The sequence below is a fragment of the Rhodococcus sp. 1R11 genome, from assembly GCF_004563845.1.
Taxonomy (GTDB): Bacteria; Actinomycetota; Actinomycetes; order Mycobacteriales; family Mycobacteriaceae; genus Rhodococcoides.
Map to the genome: position 1 here is coordinate 66,272 of NZ_SPNG01000003.1, position 23,808 is coordinate 90,079.

General features: G+C 65.5%; 5 protein-coding genes. All 5 read left to right on the forward strand.

Translation table 11 applies throughout. The annotated features are described in order from the left end of the window. The first annotated feature begins 232 nt into the window (after positions 1–232). Genes E4P29_RS06250 through E4P29_RS06270 form a run of 5 tightly spaced genes read left to right on the forward strand, consistent with a single transcriptional unit; the run spans position 233 to position 23,772 of the window. On the forward strand, positions 233–1,177 hold the full coding sequence (locus tag E4P29_RS06250; RefSeq protein WP_135042877.1) for a methionyl-tRNA formyltransferase: 945 nt from the start codon (positions 233–235) through the stop codon (positions 1,175–1,177). Then, positions 1,174–2,913, forward strand: a complete 1,740-nt coding sequence (locus tag E4P29_RS06255) for an ABC transporter ATP-binding protein (protein WP_245154187.1) — start codon at positions 1,174–1,176, stop codon at positions 2,911–2,913. Before E4P29_RS06250 ends, E4P29_RS06255 begins: the two co-directional genes overlap by 4 nt. Continuing rightward, positions 2,910–4,697, forward strand: a complete 1,788-nt coding sequence (locus E4P29_RS06260; protein ID WP_135042879.1) for an ABC transporter ATP-binding protein — start codon at positions 2,910–2,912, stop codon at positions 4,695–4,697. The genes E4P29_RS06255 and E4P29_RS06260 overlap by 4 nt, the downstream gene beginning before the upstream one ends. A 54-nt stretch (positions 4,698–4,751) precedes the next feature. Next, complete coding sequence (locus E4P29_RS06265) at positions 4,752–14,339, forward strand: non-ribosomal peptide synthetase (RefSeq protein WP_135042881.1); 9,588 nt, start codon at positions 4,752–4,754, stop codon at positions 14,337–14,339. After that, positions 14,332–23,772, forward strand: a complete 9,441-nt coding sequence (locus E4P29_RS06270; protein WP_135042883.1) for a non-ribosomal peptide synthetase — start codon at positions 14,332–14,334, stop codon at positions 23,770–23,772. Before E4P29_RS06265 ends, E4P29_RS06270 begins: the two co-directional genes overlap by 8 nt. The last annotated feature ends 36 nt before the right edge of the window (positions 23,773–23,808 follow it).

Below are 23,808 nucleotides of genomic sequence, written 5' to 3' on the forward strand. Positions count from 1 at the left end.
AACCTCTCCACTCGACCACGCACTCACTGCGTCCCACACCCGACGGGGCGAGGCGACTGACAAAGTAGCACCATTGAGGCAAGGCTCACCTCACTTGAGCACGAACGTGCCGCCCACTCCGAAGCTAGGCTAGGCTACCCTCGCTGAGGCGTCGGATCCGTCGGTTGCGCGACAGCCGTGCCGGACTCCGGTGACCGACGTTCGATGTAACCGTTCCGAGGAAAGGCTCGACATGCGAGTGGTGATGTTCGGCTATCAGACCTGGGGCCACAAGACGCTCCAGGCGCTGATCGAGTCGCGGCACGACGTGGTGGGTGTGGTAACTCATCCCACCAGTGATCAAGCGTACGAGAGCATTTGGGCCGACTCCGTCGAGGACCTGGCACGCGGCCACAATGTGCCCGTGCACCTGGCACGACGGCCCGACGACGCGATGATCGACCGGATTCACCAGTGGGCCCCCGACATCATCGTCGCCAACAACTGGCGCACGTGGCTACCGCCGGAAATCTTCGGTCACCCGCCCCACGGAACGCTCAATCTCCACGACTCTCTTCTTCCGAAATTCACCGGGTTCTCCCCCGTCGCATGGGCTCTGATCAGCGGCGCACCCGAGGTCGGTCTGACTGCCCATCGGATGGACGGCGAACTCGACACCGGCGACATCCTCACTCAGGCAGCGGTACCGATCGGCCCCAGGGACACCGCGACGGAGCTGGTACTGGCCACCATCGATCTCATTCCTCGAGTACTGCTCGAGTCTCTCGACAAGATCGAAGCGGGCACTGCCAGGTGGCACCCCCAAGATCTGTCGGAGCGCACGTTCTTCCACAAGAGGCACGAGACCGACAGCCTGATCGACTGGTCCTGGGACGCAGCCGACATCGACCGGTTGATTCGCGCGATGTCCGACCCATACCCGAACGCGTTCACACACTATCGCGGCGAGCGCGTCTACATCGTGGAAGCTCATGTCTCGCAGGGGGTCTATGGAGGCACTCCGGGACGCGTGTTCATCGCCGAAGGTGACGGCATGGCCATCGTCGCCGGCCCGAACGCCCACCGCGGCACGAACCACGCACTGGTCATAGACCGGGTGCGCACCGAAGACGGTACCGACCACGCTGCTCTGGAGTACTTTCCGAGCGGCGGCGGCTACCTGACGGCCGTCCCGTGACCACTGGTTCCGCCCAGGCGAACCCGGCCGCATCGTTGACCGGGCGCCGCATAGTTCGCCGAACACTGACCCGCAACAGAGGACGACTCGCAGTCGGAACACTCCTGCTGTGCGCACACCAGATCGCCGAGACGGCAGTGCCGTTGGCCCTCGGCGTGATCATCGACCGCGGGATCGCCGACGGCGGGCCGACGGAACTGGTCTGGTCCATCGCCGCCCTGGCCGTGCTCTTCATCGCGCTCACGACGGCGTTTCAGGTCGGTATGCGTCAGCTGAACCTGGCACTCCAACGCGAAGCGCACCTGGTGCGCATGGAAGTGTCCGGTCGCGTCCTGTCCACCGGCGGGGTGCGCACTCCGATGTCCGATGGCGAGATGCTCACCGTGTCGAGCAGCGACGCCGAACAGGCAGCGTGGTTCCTCGATCTGTTCCCGCGCATGGCAGCAGGCGCAACTGCAGTTCTGGCGACAGCGGTCGCCTTGTTCGTCATCGACGTCCCACTCGGCCTTGCCGTACTGCTGGGCACGCCGCTGTTCATGGCCCTACTCCGACTTGCGACTCCGCTGATCACGGCACGCACGGTGGTGCAGCAATCTCGCGTTGCCGAGGCAACCGCGATGGCCGGAGACCTGGTCGTCGGCCTGAGGTCCCTGCAGGGGATCGGTGCCCAACGTGCCGCGTCCGCTCGTTACCGCTCGGCGAGCACAACAGCATTGAACGCAGCTCTCGCGACCGTGCGGTCGCTCGCACTGCAACGGGGTGTCACGACTACTGTGAGCGCGCTGATAGCCGTCGGCGTCGCATCGTTGGCCGGATGGTTCGCACTCGACGGGCGGATCTCCATCGGGGAGCTGATCGCCGTGGTCGGTCTCGCCCAATTCCTCATCGAGCCACTCACCCTGTTGACTTCCGCACCCGCAGTGGTTGCACGGGCGCGCGGTTCCGCGGAACGGGTGTCGACCGTACTCTCGGCCCCTTCCCTACTGGCCGACGGACCCGAATCGGTACCGGTGCCGATGGATCTGTCGTTGCGGAACGTGACCTTCCGATCTCTTGCCGGAATCGACTTCGATGTTCGCCCAGGGCAATTTGTCGCGGTGATCGCTCTCGATCCCTCGGATGGAGACGCCCTTGCCACCGTTCTCGGCGGACAGGTCCCCTCCGACGAGTACTCGGGGGACGTGATGTTCGCAGGTGTGTCCATGCGTGAGGTCTCGCGCGAGTCGTTCCGGACGAGAGTGCTGGCCGAGCCGCACACCACCGATCTGTTCGCCGGCTCGCTGATCGAGAACATCGTCGGATTCGAGGCCGATGACGATACCGATCGAGGGCACCTCGACGCGGTTCTGTCGGCCTCTGCTGCCGACCAGGTTGCCACCGTGCACCGTGACGGGCTCGAGCACCGAGTGAACGACCGGGGACAGAATCTGTCCGGTGGGCAGCGCCAGCGCTTGGCGCTCGCCCGGGCGCTGTATGCGCGTCCCCCCGTCCTCGTGCTGCACGAGCCGACCACGGCAGTCGACGCTGTCACCGAACAGGCCATCGCCGATGGCATTCGGAGAGTGCGCCATTCGGCGGATCGGGACGACGTCACCGTCGTCGTCACGTCGTCCCCGGCGCTGCTGGCAACGGCAGACGTCGTCCTCGTCCTGCGCGACGGGCACGTGACCGACACCGGCACACACGCCGATCTCAGTGCAACCAATGCCGAGTACGCAGAGGCGGTTCTACGATGAACGCGAACGTGCAGGATCGACCCCGCTTGCCTATCGCAGAGGCGCGTCGGTCCCGGCGGTGGCTCGGCGCACGGATTCGTCGGCATCCCGGTGCTCTCGTCGCTGCACTCGCGACCGGAATCGTGTCGTCGCTGGCCGCTCTGGTGCCGTTCTTCGTTCTCGGTCGACTGGTGGACGAAGTGACCGACGGCGGTACGCCTCGGTCCATCCTCCCGATCGTGGCGGTCCTCGCGGTGGCTGCAGTACTAGCTGGAACATTTTCCGGTGGGACGAGCTATGCCGTCTCCCGGCTCGGCGAGACCATCGTTGCGGGACTTCGTGAATCGGCTCTGGAACGTGTACTGAACCTTCCCCCCGGCACGGTCGAACGAACCGGGCGCGGGGACCTCCTGTCTCGGATCGGAGACGACGTTGCGCGGATCACCCGTGCTGCGGGGGATGTGGTCCCGTCGATGATCTCGGCCGCCCTGCTCGTCGCGGTATCGGTGGTGGCCATGTTCGGTCTCGACTACCGCCTCGGTGTTGCCGGAATGCTCGCACTGCCGCTGTATCTGCTCGCACTTCGCTGGTACCTGCCGCGGAGCGGTCCTCTGTACGCCGCCGAAAGGGCGGCGATGGGAGACCGGTCGGAAGCACTCACCAGCAGTATTCACGGACTTCGCACGGTGCGGGCGTACGGAACCGAGAACCTGAGACTCGCCGAGATCGAATCGGCATCGAACCAGGCACGCACACTGGCCATTTCGGTGTTCCGACTGTTCACACGCTTCGTCGGCCGGGAGAACCGAGCCGAGTTCTTCGGCCTGTCGATTCTGCTCGTCGTCGGATATTTCCTGTTCTCACGTGACGAGGTGACGATCGGTGCCGTCACCACCGCAGTGCTGCTCTTCCACCGGTTGTTCAACCCCCTCGGCACGATCTTGTTCCTCTTCGACGAAATCCAGTCCGCCGGTGCAAGTCTGAATCGGCTTGTCGGTGTCGTCGATATCGCTCTACCCGACCGCCCGCAGATTGCCGCTCCGTCCGAGTACACGCTCGCTCTCGACGGGGTTCGGTATTCGTACGTCTCCGGCGACGAGATTCTGCACGGCATCAGCCTCACGGTGCCCGCCGGAACATCGCTGGCACTGGTCGGTTCCACCGGAGCCGGCAAGACCACCGCTGCACTCGTCGCAGCGGGATCCATCGAGCCCGACTCCGGAACGGTGACCATCGGCGGGGTGCCGCTGCACGATCTCGGAACAGCGGAACTGCGCCGCTACGTGTCGATCCTGAGCCAGGACGTCCATGTCACCGCGGGGCCGTTGGTCGACGACCTGCGCCTGGCGCTCGGTGACGTCCACGACGACGACAGGATCTGGAACGCACTCGACGTCGTCGGGGCGGCGTCGTGGGTGCGCGAACTGCCGGACGGCATCGACACCGTCGTCGGCGACGACGGATATTCGCTCACCGCTCACCGCAAGCAACAGTTGGCCCTCGCCCGACTCGTGTTGGTCGATACCCCGGTCGTTGTCCTCGACGAGGCCACGGCAGAAGCAGGCAGTTCGGGAGCGCGCGCACTCGAACGAGCCGCGCACGCCGCAACGCGCGGACGAACGACACTCGTCGTCGCCCACCGGCTCACTCAAGCAGCCGCAGCCGATGCCGTTGCCGTCCTCGACGCAGGACGGGTGGTGGAACACGGCACCCATGAAGACCTGGTGAATGCAGGTGGGCCGTACGCGCAACTCTGGCGCGCGTGGAAGGGCTCGGACGCGGTCGGGGTGGAGAACCCGGGCTGACCGACACCCGAGATCAACAGTCCACCGGATCTACAATGTCGAGGAGCACACCGAATGCAGAGCGCCCGTGGAGAATTGCTGGACCTGACGCCGTCGCAGCTGGACGTGTGGACGGCCCAGCAGCTGCGCCCGGACAGCGCGGAGTTCAACATCGGTTGGGTCGTGGACCTGGTGGAGATGTCCGACGCCGATGCGACGCGATTGGTGCACAGCATCGACACCGTGCTCCGCGCGGCCGACAGCCTGCACGTGGTGTTCACCGACGACGGGTCGCAGGTTCGTCAGGTTCCCACACCGCCGACGGTGAACGTGCACCGCGTCGAATGCGATTCGGCCGCCGCCGACGAGGCGATCCGATCCGACCTCGACACCGTCAGATCGCTTGACGGCCCACTGTTCACGCACACGGTGTTCGATCTGGGCAACGGCCACCTGCGGTGGTACCAGGGTTACCACCACATCGTCGTCGACGCGTATGCGGTGCGCGCACTCACTCGCGCGATCGCGGACGTGTGGAACGGCGGCAGGCCTCCGACGTGGTCGTCGAGGATGCTTCTGGACGAGGAACAGGAGTACCTCGGTAGCGACCGCGCACGCATCGATTCCGAGGAGATCGCACATCGAGCCGATCGGGTCGAGAATGCCGTGGCCCTGGCGGACAAGGCAGATCCGACGGAAACAGGTTGTCAGACCCTGGATTTCGTGAAGTCGGGCATCGACCTGCCTGCCGACACGCGCACGCTGACCGCGGCCGTGCTGATGTACGTGTACCGAGTGTCGGGCCGCAGAACCGTCACTGTGTCGACAGCTCTGCACACCCGGACCGACTCCGTTCGGCGAGAGCAGCTGGGAATGCTCTCCCGTACCCATCCGATGCGCGTCACGATCGAGCCGTCAGACCGCCTGTCCGACGTCGATGCTGCGCTGGTCCCCGAACTCGACGCACTACGCGCTCATGGTCGAGCGGCAGGCTCGCCCACACACTGCGCGAGTATCAACATGATGATCTGGAGAACTCCGATCTCGTTCGGCGATCAGCAGATTCGGATGCGGGGTGTCCGCCTGGGACCTGTGCACGACGTCGACTTCGCCGTCGAGAGCGAGCCGGGTCTGGGCACCGTGATCGACGTACGGGGTCCGGGTACCTCGGCCCGAGCGCACCGCGATCGGCTCCGGTCGTTCCTCGGCGCACTCCGTTCCGACACTCCCGTGTCGGCACCGAACATTCTGTCCGACAGCGAATACGAGACCATTGTGCACTCGTTCAACGACACGGCGGAGAAGACACAGGAGCGCACGGTGCCCGCCGCGTTTCGCGAATCTGCGCGTCTGCACTCCGAGTCGGTGGCGGTGGTGGACGGCACCCGCCGGATCACCTACGCCGAACTGCTGCGACGGGTCGACGAGTTGGCCGCCGAATTGTCCGGCCGCGGACTGACCTCGGAACAGACGGTCGGTATCGGCATCGCCCGCTCCGCCGAGACCGTCGTGGCGGCCCTCGCGGTGATGGCAGCGGGCGGAGCCTTCGTACCGGTGGACCCCTCGTGGCCCCTGGCCAGGCGCGAGGAGGTGGCCACGCAGGCCCGAATCCGCTTCCTGTGCATCCGGTTCGACAGCGACGCGCTCGACTCCGTCGAATCGGTGCCCGTCGACCTCGAAAACTGGGCGCACGCGCACCACGCGAACACGAGGCCCGAGGTGGACATCCACGGATCGTCGTTGGCGTACGTCATGTTCACGTCGGGATCGACGGGAAAACCCAAGGGCGCGATGATCCGTCACGACGCAATCTGCGCTCGGATGGACTGGCAGATGAATCGACTGCTGAATTTCCGGAGCGACGACGCTGCCCTGTTCAAAGCACCGCTGTCCTTCGACATCTCGGTCAACGAGTTCTTGCTTCCGCTCGTCAGCGGTGGACGGGTTGTCATCGCAGGCCCCGGTGACGAGCGCGATCCGGACAGATTGCTCGACCTGATCGCGAACGAGAACGTGACGTTCGTGTACCTCGTGTCGTCGATGCTCGACGTCTTGCTCGACATCGACGCCTCCGCCACCGAGCACCGTGCGGGGCGGCTGACAGGACTGCGGCACGTCTGGTGCGGCGGTGAGGTGCTCACGCCCTCACTGTTCGCGCGCTTCAGAGCGCAACTGGACACCACCCTGTACCACGGGTACGGGCCCGCAGAAGCGACGATCGGCGTCTCGCACGTCGTGTATTCCGACACCGCAGACCGTATCGCCACCTCCATCGGTGCACCGAACCCGAACACGCAGCTCTACGTACTGGGCGAAGACCTTCGACCGCTCCCGATCGGGACCGACGGCGAATTGTACGCGGCGGGTTACCTTCTGGGCCGCGGCTACGTTCACGCCCCAGCGTCTACCGCGTCCCGCTTCATCGCCAACCCGTTCTGCGACGACGGCAGCCGTCTGTACCGCACCGGCGACAGGGCACGCTGGACACCGGAGGGCACCCTCGAGTTCGCGGGCCGCGTCGACAACCAGGTGAAGATCCGCGGAATGAGACTCGAACTCGAGGACGTCGAGTCGGTTCTTGCCGGTCATCCCGACGTGCGCCACTGTGCAGTCACGGTGCGCACGACGCCCGCAGGTTCGGCCTACCTTGCTGCGTATGTGGTCCCCGTCGCCGGAGCCGAGACGAACGCGCAGCGAATTCGATCCTGGGCCGCGGACAATCTGCCCGAATACATGGTGCCGAGCGGCGTTCTGGTGTTGGAATCGTTCCCTCTGACTGCGAACGGAAAGCTCGATCGTCGTGCACTCGGGGAACCGGATCTCGCCGGAAGCGAGGACTACCGCGCTCCGTCCACCCCGCGTGAAGCGACGGTGTGCAGTGCCTTCGCCGATGTGCTGGGTCGAGATCGAGTGGGTGCCGACGACGACTTCTTCTCCTATGGCGGCGACTCGCTTCTCGCGGTGCGTCTCGGCCAGTCCTTGGCAGGACGCACCGGTCAGGGTGTCCCGATCAGCGCCGTGTTCGATCACCGAACCCCGGCAGCGCTGGCGCGCTGGCTCGTCGATGCGGCACCGGCATCCGTGCCTCTTGCGCCCAAAGACCCTGCGTCCGAGCCAGTTCTGTCCGACGCACAACGCAGAATGCTGGCCCTGCATCAGTGGACACCGCACAGTGCGTCGTACACGGTTCCGGTGGAGTGGCAGTTCGACGGCCCGATCGACAGCGCGGCTCTCGGTGCGGCCTTGCTCGACGTGGTGGAACGACACACGGTACTCAGGACCGTCTACCCCGATCACGAACGGCCGGTCGTTCTCGACACAGTCGATTCCGTGCTCGAGGTGACCGATGTATCACCGGCCCCCGAGTCGATCGTGTTCGATGTGACCGAAGAGCCACCTGTCCGGGCCTGGTGGAACCGAACGAACAACCGCCTGACCGTCGCGTTCCATCACATCGCCACCGACGACCGATCCGAATCGGTCTTCCGCACCGATCTTGCAGTCGCATACGCCGCACGAGCACAGGGCGTCGAGCCCGAGCTACCTGCTCTCACAGTGCAATACGGCGACTTCGCCGACTGGTCGCAGGACATTCTCGGGGCATCCGACGACCCAACGTCCGCGGCGTCGCGCATGCTCGCTCACTGGAAGCGGACCCTGGCCGATCCCCCGGTGGCGCCGCTGCCACGAACCGGAGCGGTGGATGACGCAGGCGAAACGCTTCACTTCGCCGTCTCGGCCGCAGACGCGGATGCACTCCGCCGCGCGGCAACCGACGCAGGCGCGAGCCTGTTCATGATGTGCCACGCGGCCACCGCACTTGCCGTGTCCGCCATGACCGGTGCCACGGACATCCTGGTGGCTGCTCCCGTGTCGCTACGCACCGATTCCGCTCTCGATGCCTCGATCGGATGTTTCCTCAACACGCTGATCCTGCGCACCCGGCTTATCGGTGACGAGACTCTGGCCGACCTGGTGCACAACGTCCGATCCGCCGATCTGGCCGCATTCGACCACCAGGCACTCGCGTACGAGGACGTCGTCTCGCAGTGCGGACTCACCGACACCACCGTCCCATCGGTCATGACAGTCCTACTCTCCGACACCGGCGAGGACACTCGTCTGCGCCTGGGAGCACAGGCCGGTCGCCGCGCGGCACCGAGCACCGCGACCGCCAAGTTCCCGATCACGTTCACCGTCGACGATCGCGGATCGTCCATGGCGTACTCGGTGGAATATGCAACCGACGTCGTGGACGCAGACCTCGCCGGACAGTACGCGCGAACCTTCTCCCACGCACTCCGAGCTCTCGCGGACGATCTCTCGGTCCCGGTGGCGAGACGCACCCTCACCGACTCCTCCGTCACCGCTCTCGTGGCCGACACCTGGGCACAGGGCGAGCGCGCCGCGATACCCGAAGCCGTTCTGCCGGAACTGGTCTCCAACACCATCCGCGAACACCCCCATCGCATTGCAGTGGTACACCGAGGTCGGACGGTCGATTTCGCGCAGCTCGACCGCGACGCCGATGCCCTCGCGAACGCTCTCCTCGACGCGGGTGTGAGACCGGATGACGTGGTGGGGGTTCATGTGCCGCGCTCCTACGAGCTGGTGCTGTCCCTGGTCGCCGTACACCGTGCGGGTGCCGCATATCTCCCCCTCGACTCGGGGTTGCCCGAGGAGCGCCTGAGATACATTGCCGACGACGCCGATCCACGCGTCGTGCTCAGCACCGAATCGTCACTTCCTTTCACCGACGCCCCGGCCCTCGACCCGTCGAACGTCCCGGTCACCAGCACCCGTCCCGCACCTGCACTGCTGCGTCCCGACAACACGGCCTACGTGATCTATACATCCGGGTCCACCGGAAAACCGAAGGGCACCGCGGTATCTCATCGTGCGGCGGTGAACAGACTGGAGTGGATGCGCGATCGATACGACGTCGGAATCGACGACCGCATTCTGCAGAAGACGCCTGCCGGGTTCGACGTATCGGTGTGGGAGTTCTTCCTGCCCTTGATCACCGGCGCGACCCTGGTCGTTGCCGATCCCGACGGTCACACCGATCCCGACTATCTTCATCGCCTCATCGACGATGTCGGGGTCACCATCGCCCATTTCGTTCCGTCGATGCTCACCGAGTATCTCGCCGGAACTCCACTCGACAACGCGTCCAACCCCACACTTCGTCTGCTCGTGTGCAGCGGGGAAGCTCTGCCGCGCACCACTGCCCGACGAGCTCTCGACACACTGCCGCACATCAGGTTGGACAACCTCTACGGACCAACCGAAGCTGCGGTCGACGTCACCGCACACCGTGTTCACCGTGACGACGAGGGCGCGTCGGTGCCGATCGGAACGCCGGTCAGAAACACCGGCACGTACGTCCTCGATCACGCACTGCGACCGGTTCCGCCCGGAGCACCCGGCGATCTCTACCTCGGTGGCGTTCAGCTGGCGCGCGGCTACACCGGAGCGCCTGCCCTGACCGCTGGGCGGTTCGTCGCCGATCCGATTGCTGCCGACGGGAGCAGGCTGTACCGAACGGGCGACCGCGCCCTCTGGTCGGCCACAGGCGAATTGGTGTACCTCGGACGTGACGACGATCAGGTCAAGGTGAACGGCGTGCGGATCGAGCTCGGCGAGATCGTGGACGCTCTGGTCACCGTGCCGGGTATCGACAATGCCGCGGTGGCGGTCCGAGACGGCTCGCTGATCGCGTACGTCGTCGCCGACACGGGTGCCGATATCTCCGACGCCGACATCGTTCGATCGTTGACGACCACTCTTCCGCGGCACATGGTTCCGGCCACCTATGTGCATCTCGACTCGCTTCCGACCACCGCGAACGGAAAGCTCGACCGGCGTGCGTTGCCCGACCCGGTTCGTGTCGAGGTCGCCGAGGAACCTCCCCGGACAGAGACCGAGAGTTCGGTGGCCGCGGCGTTCGCCGATGCGCTCGGCGTCCGCAGCGCCGGACGCACCACCGACTTCCTGGCCGCCGGCGGCAACTCGATGGGTGCCATCGCCGTACTGGGGCGTATTCGCCGCGAACTGGGATTTCGGATTCCATTGGGCACGTTCATGTCCGAGCCGACCGTGCACGCGGTGGCCCGGTTGTGCGACTCCACGTCGCCGGGCGACATCGAGAAGCCCGAAGACATCACCCGGCGTGATCGATCGGTGCTCACACCGGGCCAGTTCCGAATGTGGATGGACTGGAACGTCCGCGGTGCCGGAGCGACCTACAACGTTCCGCTCGTGTGGCGCAGACCAGAGTCGGTCGACGCCGAGGCGCTCGCTGCAGCTCTGCGAGACGTGGTGGAGCGGCACGACATTCTCCGGACGGTCTATCCGAGTCCGGCCGGAGTGCCCACTGCGAGAATTCTGCCCGTACCCGACACCATCCTGGTTTCCGCGGAAGAGGACGTCACCGAACTCGTGCGGACGGCGTTCGACCTCGGTACCGACATCCCGATCCGCGCCTTCAGCACCCCGAAGCACATCGTGATCGTGGTGCACCACATCGCATTCGACGAGTGGTCGCGCGATGTGTTGCTCGACGACCTGACGGTCGCATACTCCGCACGTTCGGAAGGACGCCGTCCCCGTTGGCCCGCCGCCGCCACCCAGTACGCGGATATCGGAGAACCCGTCGAGACCAATTCCGGAGTCGAGTCCTGGATGCGGGTACTGAGCGGGGCACCCGAGTCGACCGAGCTGCCACTCGATAGGCCCAGACGCGCCCGCCGAACCGACACCCGACCTGCGGGCAGTGTGCAACAACACCTGTCCCGGAACGTCACGGCAGGCCTGAAGTCCGTTGCGACGCAGACCGGTACGACCATGTCGATGCTCACCTCGGCCGTAGTCGCAGTCACCTTGGCCCGCAGTGGGGCGGGCGACGACGTCTGCATCGGTCTGCCGGTGTCCACCCGAGCCCGCGTCGGTGCCCCGGACACCATCGGTTACTTCCTCAACACCATCGTGCTCCGAGTCGACTTGTCCGGGATGCCGAGTATTCGGACCGTCGTCGATCGGGTACGCGGCGCGACGCTCGACGCTTACGACCTCGCTCATGTGCCGTTCGAGCGGGTGGTCGCCGCATCCGGCCTCGATTCGCTCTTCGATGTCATGGTGGTGCATCAGGTGCCGTCGCGAAGGTCTCCCGATCTGACACTGGGGGATTCGATTCTGGAGACCGAAACCGTACCGACGCACACCGCCAAATTCGATGTGCTCGTGGAGTTCACCGAGGGCGTCGATGGCCTCGCCGTGACGATCGACTACGCCACGGACGTGTTCGACGACCGCACTGCCCTCGCTCTGCTGGACCGACTGTTGGACACCGCCACCGCTCTGGCGACCGATTCTGCAGGCTCGATTGCCGAGTTGGGCGGTCCCACAGCCGCCGAAGCAGACGCCGTCACTCGATGGAACGACACGGCGTTCCCGACCGACGACTCGACCCTGATCGATCTGCTCGACGGCGGTGCCACACTCCGTCCGGACGCGGTGGCCGTACGGTTCGCCGGGATCGACCTGGCGTTCCGGGAACTGACCGATCGCAGCACGGCTCTCGCTCGTCGATTGTCCGAGTTCGGCGCGCGGCCCGGCTCGGTGGTTGCCGTCGCCGTTCCCCGCTCGCTCGAACTGTTGGTGTCGATCATCGCTGTGATTCGTTCCGGGGCGGCATATCTGCCCCTGGACACGAGCTACCCCGAGGATCGGCTTCGGTTCACCGTCGAGGATGCTCGGCCGATCGCGATCGTGGGCCGACCCGGCGACGTCGGGTTCGCGAATGGCAGCACGCCGGTGGTGGATCCGCTCGATTCGTCGTCCGCGGTACCGTCGACGACGCTGGTTCGCCCGGCACCCGACGATGCCGCCTACGTCATCTACACCTCGGGGTCGACCGGGCGTCCGAAAGGTGTGGTCAACACACACCGGGCAATCGTCGGTCACCTTCGATGGATGCAGGACGAGTATCGGCTCGACACCGACGACGTCGTTCTGCAGAAAACTCCTGCGGGCTTCGACGTCTCGGTGTGGGAATTCTTCCTCGCCGCCACTGTCGGTGCGTCGACCGTGGTGGCCGAGCCCGACGGGCATCGTGACCCGCAGTACATCAGCCGGGTGGTCCGAGAAGAATCGGTGACCACCATCCACTTCGTCCCGCCCATGCTCGACGCGTTTCTCACCGCAACCGATGCGTCCGCGTGCACCTCGCTTCGTCGGATCATCTGCAGCGGAGAGGCATTGCCTCCGGATCTGGCACGTCGGGCGCGGGAGGCTCTTCCCGGCGCACGCCTGGACAACCTGTACGGCCCTACGGAGGCCGCGATCGACGTGACCGCGTACACCGTCACCGACGTCGATTCGTCGTCGTCGGTCCCGATCGGAAAGCCCTTGCACAACACGGGCCTTCGGATACTGGACGCCCACCTTCGTCCGGTTCCTCTCGGCGTGGCGGGAGATCTGTACATCGCGGGGATTCAACTCGCGCGCGGATATCACCGGCGGCCGTCCCTCACCGCATCGCGATTCGTGGCAGATCCCCACGGGTCGGCGGGTGCTCGTCTCTACCGCACGGGCGACATCGCCCGGTGGCGACGCAGCGGAGACGTGGAATTTCTCGGACGTGCGGACGACCAGATCAAGATTCGCGGGCAGCGGGTCGAGCTCGGCGAGGTCGCCGCTGCCATCACCGACGAATACCCCGACATCGAGACGGCCGTCGCGGTGGTGCGCGACGGTTCGATCGTCGCGTACGTGGTCACTGGCGCAGCCGGCTCTCTGCCGGCCGATATCGACGTGCGGCTCCGGCGGCGTCTGCCCGAGCACATGATGCCGGCAGCACTCGTCCCGCTCGCCCAGCTACCCATCACGGTCAACGGCAAGCTGGATCGCCGAGCGCTGCCGGAGCCGGAACTCGAGACTCGTGATCGTCGCGCGCCCGGTACGGATGCCGAACGTGCTCTGCTGAACATTGCCGAGAACGATCTGGGGCTACGCATCGGCCTCGACGACGACTTCTTCCGTTCGGGCGGCGACAGCATCAGCGCAGTTCTGCTCGCGGCGAAGGCCACTCGAACGGGTCTGACGTTCACCGTCCGCGATGTCTTCGAGCTCCGCACTCTGGCCGACATCGCCCGGCGCAGCGCAGCAACCGCGCAGTACCGCTCCCCTGCACGCTCGACGGCGTCGGTCCCGGGAACCCCGGTTCCGCTGCCTCACGGGGTACGCGCAGCGAAGAGCGCCGGGATCGTCGAACGCGTGCACACCGTCAGCACGCCCGTTCCTCGCCAGTTGTCTGCCGACGAACTCGCCGAGATCGAAAGGTCGCTACGGGAACGCAACGAAGGGCTCCGGTTGGCGATCGACACTCGACGAAAGACGCTGTGGCGCGCCCGTATCGTGCCTCCGGACGGGCCGCCGGCCGAACCTCTCGACACGTTCTCGGGACGGGGATACCGCATCGAGGCAGTCGCCTCGTCCGACGGACCACAGGTCGAGGTGAGCGTCCACGCACTGATCGGCGACGACACCACAGCGCAGGACCTCGCCGCGGCCGTAGCGGCTGTTGCCGCCGGCCGGTCGCCCGAGGACATCCGCTCGCACCACCGCCCGACCTCCGACGAAGGAGCTCAACTCCGTGCATGACACCACCTACGCAACTCGTTCGGTCGGCACGACACTGTCCGCGGCGCAAACGGACATGTGGTTGGCGCACCAGGCCGACCCGACGAGCGCCGCTTTCAACATCGGCTTCGAGATCTCCTTTCCGTCGGACCTCGACGTCGAACGACTGCTCGCATCCATCGATTCGGTACTCGACCGATACCGAGGCGGCCGGTCTCGCTTCACCACCGACGACGACGGCAGGCCCGTCCGAGTGTCGTCCGACGCTCGAATCGTCACCACACTGGTCGATGGACGTGGGCAGGACGCCGTCGCAACGACGGCAGTTCTTGCCGCGAAGGATCTGAGCACCCCGCTGGATCTGGAGTTCGATCAGCTGATGAGCTCGGTACTGGTGTCGAGCGACGACGATCACGTGTGGTACTTCCGCGCACACCACATCGTTCTCGACGCCGCCGGTGCGGTGATGCTCGCAACCGCTGTCACCGACACGTACGTCCACGGCGACACGGACCGTAGCCCGTGGCTCGCCGACGACGCTGTGGCCGAGGATGTTTCGTACCGAGAGTCCGAGCAGTTCCTGCTCGACCGCGAGTTCTGGCGCACACGGCTTGCAGCGGCCGCACCTCCGATCACGTTGCTGCCGGTGCCTGCACACCCCACCGGGTCGGCGTACGAGAGAAGAACGGACCTGCCCGCAGACCTCGTCGGTGCGCTCGGTGCCCTTGCCGAATCGGCCTGCGTACGGCCGGCTCACGTCTATCTCGCCGCCTACGCGGCGTTCGTGCACCGCTGGTCGGGAGAACGGGACGTGACCCTGACGGTGCCCACCTCGGCACGGACCACGGACGTGTTGCGCTCCGAACCGTGCACCGTCTCGACGACTCATCCACTGACAGTGCATATCGAGCCGCTCGACAGTGTCGGAGACATCGCACGCAAGATCAAGAATTCGCTCACCGAATCTCATCCTCACCGTCGCTATCGCGGCGAAGACATGATCCGCGATCACGCGGAGGGTCGGCCGAGCGGAGCCGGTCGGACCTTCGGACCTGGTGCCAACATCATTGTCGGAGAGGTCGATTCGCATGGAATCGCCTGGTCAGGACAAGCATTGAGTGTGGGGCCGTTCCACGATCTCGAGTTCGTCCTCACCTCCATCGGCCCGTCCGCACCCGTCACGGTACAGATGCGAGGAGACAGCTCCTGTGCCTCCGACATCGACACCCGCTTCGAAGCCATGCTCGTTCTGGTGTCCGCGACAGCCGCCGCACCCGATCGGGCGATCAGCGAACTGGCTGTGGTGGACGAACCGACCGGATCACGGATTGTCCACTCCTTCAACGACACCGAGTCGGTCATCGACCGCACCCCGGTACCCGACATGTTCGCCGAGCGCGCGCGGGATCGTCCTGGCAGCATCGCAATCGTCGACGGTACGCGCCACGTCACCTACGAGCATGCCGCCACGATGGTCGAGCAGCTGGCGTCCACGCTCGTCGCGAACGGCCTCCGCGCCGAGGACGTCGTGGCCCTGAGCATGCCGCGCTCGGCCGAAATGGTGGTTTCCCTCTTGGCCGTCCTGCGAGCCGGCGGCGCGTTCGTACCGTTGGACCCGTCCTGGCCACGAGACCGCCGAGAACGCGTCCTCACCGATTCCGGCACGCGAGTCGTTCTCTCGCATCCTGATTCGGCGTACCTCGACGATCCGTCCGTCGTGCCGAACGAAACTGTCGTGAGCCTCGACGATTGGCAGTTCGCCGACACGCAGGTCCGCCGCGAGTTCGACGCCCTCTCGGCCGATCGGTTGGCATACGTCATCTTCACGTCGGGCTCCACCGGCCGACCGAAGGGTGCCATGATTCGACACGGCGCGATCGCCGAGCGCCTGAACTGGCAGCGGACGGATATCCTCGGTTTCGGCCCGGACGACGCAGCACTGTTCAAGGCACCGTTGGCATTCGACATCTCGATAAACGAGATCCTTCTTCCGCTGGTGTGCGGTGGCCGCGTCGTCGTCGCGAAGGACGGCGGCGAGCGCGACCCGTTCTATCTCCTCGACACCATCGCCCGCGAACGCGTCACGTTCGTCTACCTGGTGTCGTCGATGCTCGAGTCACTGCTGCACCTCGACACCGACAACGCCCTGTCCGGGTTGCGGCACGTCTGGTGCGGTGGAGAGGTTCTCACCCCGGATCTGTTCTCCCGCTTCCGGAATCAGTTGGACACGACCCTCTACCACGGGTACGGGCCGGCCGAGGCGACCATCGGTGTCTCCCATGTGATCTACCACGACGCGGACGATCGGATCGCCACGTCCATCGGTCGGCCGAACCCCAACACCCAGCTTTACGTGCTGGATTCACGACTTCGACCGGTTCCGATCGGATGCGGCGGCGAACTCTACGCAGCAGGGGCGTTACTCGGACGTGGATACCGCAACGCGCCTGCGCTGACCGCGGCACGGTTCGTGAGTAACCCGTTCGCGGCCGACGGGTCGGCGATGTACCGAACGGGTGACCTCGCGCGGTGGCGGTCGGACGGCTCACTCGACTTCCTCGGTCGGGCCGACAACCAGGTCAAGATTCGCGGCATGCGGCTCGAACTGGAAGACATAGAATCGGCCTTGTCCGACCACCCCTCGGTCCGCTACGCAGCAGTCACTGTCCTGCACCGAGACTCCGGAGATGTGCTGAGTGCGTACGCGATCCCCACGGATCGCAAGTGCGTCGATCGCGAACAGCTGCAGACGGTCTTGACGTCGTGGTTACAGGGCAAGCTCCCCGAGTACATGGTCCCCACGTACATGACCATCCTCGACGACGTTCCCGTCACCGCGAACGGCAAACTCGACCGCAGAGCGCTCCCGGAGCCGGTCGCGACCCCTGCGGGCCGCGACGCTCCCCGCAACGACATCGAGAAGCGTCTGTGCCGGGTATTCGCGGCGGTGCTGTCCGTTCCGCACATCGGCGTCTCCGACGACTTCTTCTCTCTCGGTGGTCATTCGCTGCTGGCACTACGTCTGGCGGTGGCACTGCACGCCGAATTCGGTGTCCGGGTCGGTCTACCCGTGTTGTTCGACCATCGAACGGTGGCCTCACTGGGCGCAGCGATCGATTTCGGTGCAGGCGCGCATGTCGGCAGACCCGGTGACTACCCGGACTCCGACGACGCACCCGTGTCGTTCGGGCAAGAACAGCTCTTGTTCCTGGAGAGTCTGGCCGGCCCGTCCACGGCATATCTGCTCACGCTCGATCTCGAACCCGACGAGCAGCTGGATCCCGTCGCCCTGCGGCAGGCAGGACTGGATCTCGTTGCACGACATCCCATTCTGCGTACGGTGTATCCGGCCGGCTCGGGTGAGTGGACCCAACACGTTCTCTCGATCGACGAGGCAGCCCGCAGGTTCCGCGTCGAAGCGACAGTCACGACTCCGACGCCCATCGATCTGCAGTCCGAGTTGCCGATCCGGCTGTCGAGCGAGCCGACCAGAATGCGCATCACGCTGCACCACATCGCATGCGATCAGGAATCGGTGAAGATCCTGGTCGACGAGTTGGCGGAGGCGTACGGCCGCCGTGTGGACAACGACACAGATCCGTGGCCGGCGACCGCACCCGGCACCGCGACGTATGCGCAGTTCGCCCGCTGGCAGCGTGACACCGCAACCGATGGATCCGACCTCGACTTCTGGGTCGGGCGACTCGGCCACGTACCGCCGGTCACTGCGCTCCCGCGCGACTTCGACCGCCGAGCCGACGCCGGTGGCACCGGCGAACTGGTGACCGTCCCGATGTCCGACGAGCTGTCGGGCGCCATCGATCGATCCACGAGTGACGATGCGGTCACCCCACTCGTTCTGTTGCACACCGCCGTCGCAATGGTGTTGCGCGCCAGAGGTTCCGGCGACACGGTTCCGATCGGCACCGCGGTGGACAGTCGTAGTGATGCGCAGTTGGCAAGCACGGTGGGCTTTTTCGTCAATACTGTCGTGCTCTCGGCGGCGGTCGACGACGCGCTGACGTTCGCCGAGCTGGTCGATCGAGTGCGCTCGAGCGATCTGGAGGCGTACGACCACCGCGACGTACCGTTCGAAGCAGTTGTCGCGACCCTCGACCCGCCGCGGACGCCGGGTGTCAACCCGTTGTTCCAAGTCATGATCGCGGACGTCGACGATCGCCCGATCCGTCCGAACTTCGGACACGTCGGCACCCGTTCGACATTCGGGGGCGGATCGCTGGCGGCGAAGTTCGACCTCACTTTCGGAATCGGGTACACGGCCGACGGCCGACGCTCGCTCACCCTCGTCTACGACCGCGACCTCTTCACCGAGGAGACCGCGCGGGCGCTGCTCTCGGGTGTCCACGCCGTCCTCGTGCAGGGAACTCGTCACCCGCGACTTCTGGTGGCCGACATCGCCGTACCGACCACTCCAGGATCGTCCGGCACCGCCCGGCTCGCACCGGCGCAACTGAGGATGCTCGATGCCGGAATCTCGGACGCCGCGTGCGTCGAATGGACCGTGCCGGGCGGGTCTCCGGCCACCGCCTACCGTCTGCTGGCGGAATTCGACGCTCTGCGGATGACGCTGGTCCGCGACGACGACGGTGGACGGCACATCGCGATCGCCTCGGTGGACGATGCGATCGCGCGCTCGCTCGACGGGACCGTCGACGTCGGCTCGAGACCGGTGACGGCAACCGAATACGAGGCGGGCACCGTACTACGCGTCCATCCGTTGTTCGTCGACGCCGAATCGTGGCCACCCGTCGCGGTGGACTCGACCCTCGACTTCGCGGACTACCTGCGCGACTTGAATTCTCGTGCAGCTGATCTCGGGATCGTGGAGCATGCCGAGGCCTGGCTCGACTTCGTCGACGACGTGCTGGACAAGACCTTCACCGAGTTCGCAGCCGGCGAACCCGGAACGGCCGATGCAGATGTGTGGGACACCGCGGATGCACTCGATCTCGACCGCACCCGTGCCGCCGCTCTGATCACCATGGCCCGCACCCTCACCGATCTCGGTGCCGGCGACGCGTGGCTGGTCGAGATCGACGAACCCGACCGAGATGGACACGCTCGTACGGTCGGACATCTGCGCAGACGGTATCCGTTCTCTCTGAGTTCGGCGGACGCCCAGAGGAGCATCGACGAGTTCCTGAATGCGCACAGGAACGACCCGGACCCGTCGACCTACGACGTGGCCGCATACACGAGCGAACACACGGTCGGTGTGTTCGAGGAGATGCCGCGAGCAACCGTCGCTCTCGTGCTGGGCCGATCTGCGCAGACGGCCGAGTTGCGTAGCTCCGTACCGATGTTCGCGTTGACGACAGGCTCCTCGATTCATGCCCGCGTCACGGCAGCAGACCGGGCTCTCGGCGGCCGGTCGATTGCGGAGGCCGCTCGAACCTGGGCTCGACACTTGCGGACGTCGCTCGGGGATGCACGTCGCAACGGTGATTCGGCAGACCTCGCTCCCCTGCTGTCGGACGTGGATTCGGCACGACTGCGTCGGAGTTTCGGACCGGTGCGACACGTATGGCCGCTCTCGCCCCTCCAGACCGGACTGTTGTTCCACCTGCTCGCCGGTAGCGAGGGCGAGGCCGACGTCTACGTCTCGCAAACAGTCGTCGACCTGTCGGGGCACATCGATCGAACCCGGCTCGCCGCAGCAGCACGGGCATCGATCGACAAATTCCCCAACGTGGCAGTGGGTTTCGCCGAGATCGGTGATCGGGCGGTACAGGTGGTTCCGGAGACGTTCGACGTCCCGTGGACGTACCGCGACGGCAGTGACGTGGAAGCGTTCGCCCGCGAACAGGCGTCGATTCCGTTCGACGCGGCCGACCCACCACTTCTTCGCTTCGGTCTACTGTCCGACGGACCCACCCAGCACCATCTCGTCTTCACGGCGGAGCACATTCTGCTCGACGGCTGGTCCATCTGGCGGTTCCTGATGTCCGTCCTCGACAGTTACACGGACCAGGATGCCGAATCCCGGAGGTTCACTGCGTCTTTCGGCACATACCTGGGATGGTTTTCGCGACAGGACCTGCCGGCCGCCGAGCGTGAATGGCAGCGCTATCTCTCGGGAATCGACGAACCCACCCTCGTCGCTCCGCGCCGACGATCGCTCGGTGCGACGTCGTCGTCGAACTCTCGGGATCTACGGATCACCGTGGATCCGGAGGTTTCACAGGGTCTTGTAGAAGTCGCCGCCAACACGGGCGTCACTCTCTCGACGGTGTTCGAGGCGGCCTGGGGAATGACACTGCGTCGCATTCTGGGTAGCGACGACGTACTTTTCGGGTCGGTGGTGTCGGGACGCCCACCGGAGATCGACGGGATCGACACCACGATCGGGTTGCTGTTCAACACCCTTCCCACGCGATTCACCTCGAACCCGTCGCACACGGTGGCCGAGATGCTTCGGAAAGCTCAGCAGGACAAGCTCCTACATCTGACGCATCCGTACGTCACCCTGTCTGCGCTACTGCAGATGTCGGGACACCGCGCGCTGTTCGACACGCTGTTCGTCTTCCAGAACACTCCGGTGATCTCACCGGAAACTCCGTTCGGTCCGCCGGGCAGCCGGGTGCGCGTAGAGAACGTGACGCTGCGCGACGCGACGCACTATCCGCTGTCGATAGTGGTCAACCCCGACGCCGGGTCGGCTTCGAACCCCGCTGCGGGGCTGCGGGTGATGTTCCAGGAGGACGTCGTCGACGAAGCGACCGTTCGCGAGTGGATCGAGACCTTCACGCGAACGCTCCACGCGATCACGAAGAATGTCGACGGTCTCGTCGCACGATGCGACCCGATGTCCGTCGAGCAACGCGACCTGCTGCTGCACCGTTTCAACGACACGGCGCGTCCCGTTCCGGAACTGTCCGTGTACGACCTCCTGCTACGCCAGGCGGAGGGTTCTGCATCGTATCCCGCGGTCCGCGCAGGCGACGTCGTCCTGACCTATGCAGAGCTCGTCGAGAGGGCGAATCGAACCGCCCGCGTCCTGCTGTCGCTGGGAGCGGGACCGGACCGTCGGGTTGCGTTGTTGCTCCCCCGGTCCGAGGACATGGTGGTCGCGTTGTTCGCAGTGTTCGCCGCACACAGCGCGTACGTGCCGATCGACCCCGAGCATCCTCAGGACCGCATCGGTCACATGCTCGCGGTATCCGAACCCGCTGTGATACTGACAGATTCGTCTCTCGTCGATCGGCTGCCGGAACAACTGCGAACTGCACCGACCACCCTCCTGTTGGATCTTTCGCGGGACGCAGTCGACAACGCGTCCGGCGCGGCTGTGACCGACGACGATCGCGGTGCACAGACCGATCTCGACCAACTCGCGTACGTCATCTTCACGTCCGGTTCCACCGGCAGACCCAAGGGCGTGGCCGTGCCGTACCGCGGTCTGACGAACATGTTCTACAACCACGAGGCAGCCATCTTCGAGCCCGTCCTCTTCCGTCAGGGCGGACGACGGATCAAGATCGCGCACACCACGTCGTTCTCGTTCGACGCCTCCTGGGAGCAGCTGCTGTGGCTGCTCGCGGGCCACGAAGTACACGTGATCGACGAGGATCTACGACGTGACCCGGAACAACTGCTCGGCTACTACGACGAGCACCGGATCGATGCATTCGACGTGACACCCACGTACGGAGAGCATCTCGTCGAGCAAGGACTGCTCGATCGAGAACGTTGCCGGGATTCGGCATCCGGGTCGATCGATTCCGGAGCGACGGGCGTGGTGTTCGTCTCGCTCGGCGGAGAGGCCGTCGGAGACGGATTGTGGGATGCGTTGCGCTCCGCCCCCGGCGTGGACGGCTACAACCTCTACGGTCCCACCGAGTACACGATCAACGCACTCGGTGCCGATGTCGCGGACACAGCACGGCCCAGCCTCGGGCACCCGATCGCGAACACGGCGGCGTACGTACTCGATTCCACACTGTCACCGGCACCCGTCGGCGCGGTCGGCGAATTGTATTTGGCCGGAGCAGGATTGGCGCGAGGATATTTCGCCATGCCGGCCATGACCTCGGACCGTTTCGTCGCCTGCCCGTTCGGCGCACCGGGCGCGCGGATGTACCGAACCGGAGACCTGACGAGACGACGTCCCGACGGGACACTCGACTATCTCGGGCGAGCCGACGATCAGGTCAAGATTCGCGGATACCGAATCGAGCCGGCCGAGATCGCGAATGTCTTGACCGCGCAGGATCGTGTCGCTCGGGCTGCGGTCGTCACCGTGACCGGATCCGCCGGGGATCCTGCACTGGTCGCGTACGTAGTCCCCGACAAGGGCACCACTATCGACGTTGCGAGCGTGAAAGTCGCTCTGCGTCAGCAACTTCCCGCGTACATGGTTCCGTCCGCCATCACGGTGGTCGACGACGTGCCGCTGACGGTCAACGGCAAGTTGGATACCCGCGCACTCCCTGCACCGGAATGGGATACCTCGCCTGCAGACTCGGCCGATGCGGAAAACGCACTCGAACAGGCGATCGCCGACATCTTCGTCGAGATTCTCGGAGCGACCAGGGTAGGCCGCGACGACGACTTCTTCGCACTCGGCGGACATTCATTGCTCGTCGTGCGGCTGACGCGGAGACTGGAGTCCGTGCTCGGCCGCTCCGTCGGAGTTCGAGACATCTACGCCCGGCCGACTCCCGCTGCACTCGCGGCCATCGCCGCATCGGGGTCCGAGTCCGGCACGATGCTCGATCCGGTGTTGCGGCTCCGCGACGCAGGACCGAACACGGTGTTCTGCTTCCAGCCGGCAGGCGGTCTCGCGTGGTCGTACATGGGTCTGGTCCGTTTCCTTCCGTCGCCCACTTCGATTGTGGCGCTGCAGGATCCGTATCTGTCCGACGGCGAGATCGAACTCGAGACCTTCGACGCCCTGGTTGACGATCAGTACCGCCGAATGCGCGAGGTAAGCCCATCGGGCCCGTACCACCTGCTCGGGTGGTCGTTCGGTGGCCAGATCGCTCACGAGGTGGCAACACGGCTTCGTGCCGCGGGCGAGACCGTCGCGTCGCTCGTGCTCTTGGATTCGTTCATCGTTCCGTCCGATGCGCCGGCTCAGGAGCAGGCGGAGTCCCAGCGCGAGGATATCGCGGCCTACGTGCGCGGCGACTCGCTTCTCGGCGCACTGGACGAGACCACCAGAGAGCGACTCGTGTCGGCTCATGTCCGCCACCTCCGGTTGACGGCATCGGCAGACCCCGCACCGTTCGACGGCGACGCACTCCTCGTGTCCGCCACCGAAGGGCTCGACCCCGACTTCGGTGCGCAACGAGAACTGTTGTGGCGGGAGCGAATCCGCGGTGAACTTCGAGTAGATCCGTATGATCTACCGCACCTCGCACTCGGGCAGGCACGCGGATGGAATGCCATCGGCCCTGCCGTCGCCCAGTACATCCTCGAGAGGAGTAGATGACCCCCTTCGGTAAGTTCCACCATCCACGATCGAATA

Bases quoted from the DNA above. Each gene is read 5' to 3' on its own strand.
- E4P29_RS06250 (WP_135042877.1), top strand. From the start codon at position 233: ATGCGAGTGGTGATGTTCGGCTATCAGACCTGGGGCCACAAGACGCTC.
- E4P29_RS06260 (WP_135042879.1), top strand. From the start codon at position 2,910: ATGAACGCGAACGTGCAGGATCGACCCCGCTTGCCTATCGCAGAGGCG.
- E4P29_RS06265 (WP_135042881.1), top strand. From the start codon at position 4,752: ATGCAGAGCGCCCGTGGAGAATTGCTGGACCTGACGCCGTCGCAGCTG.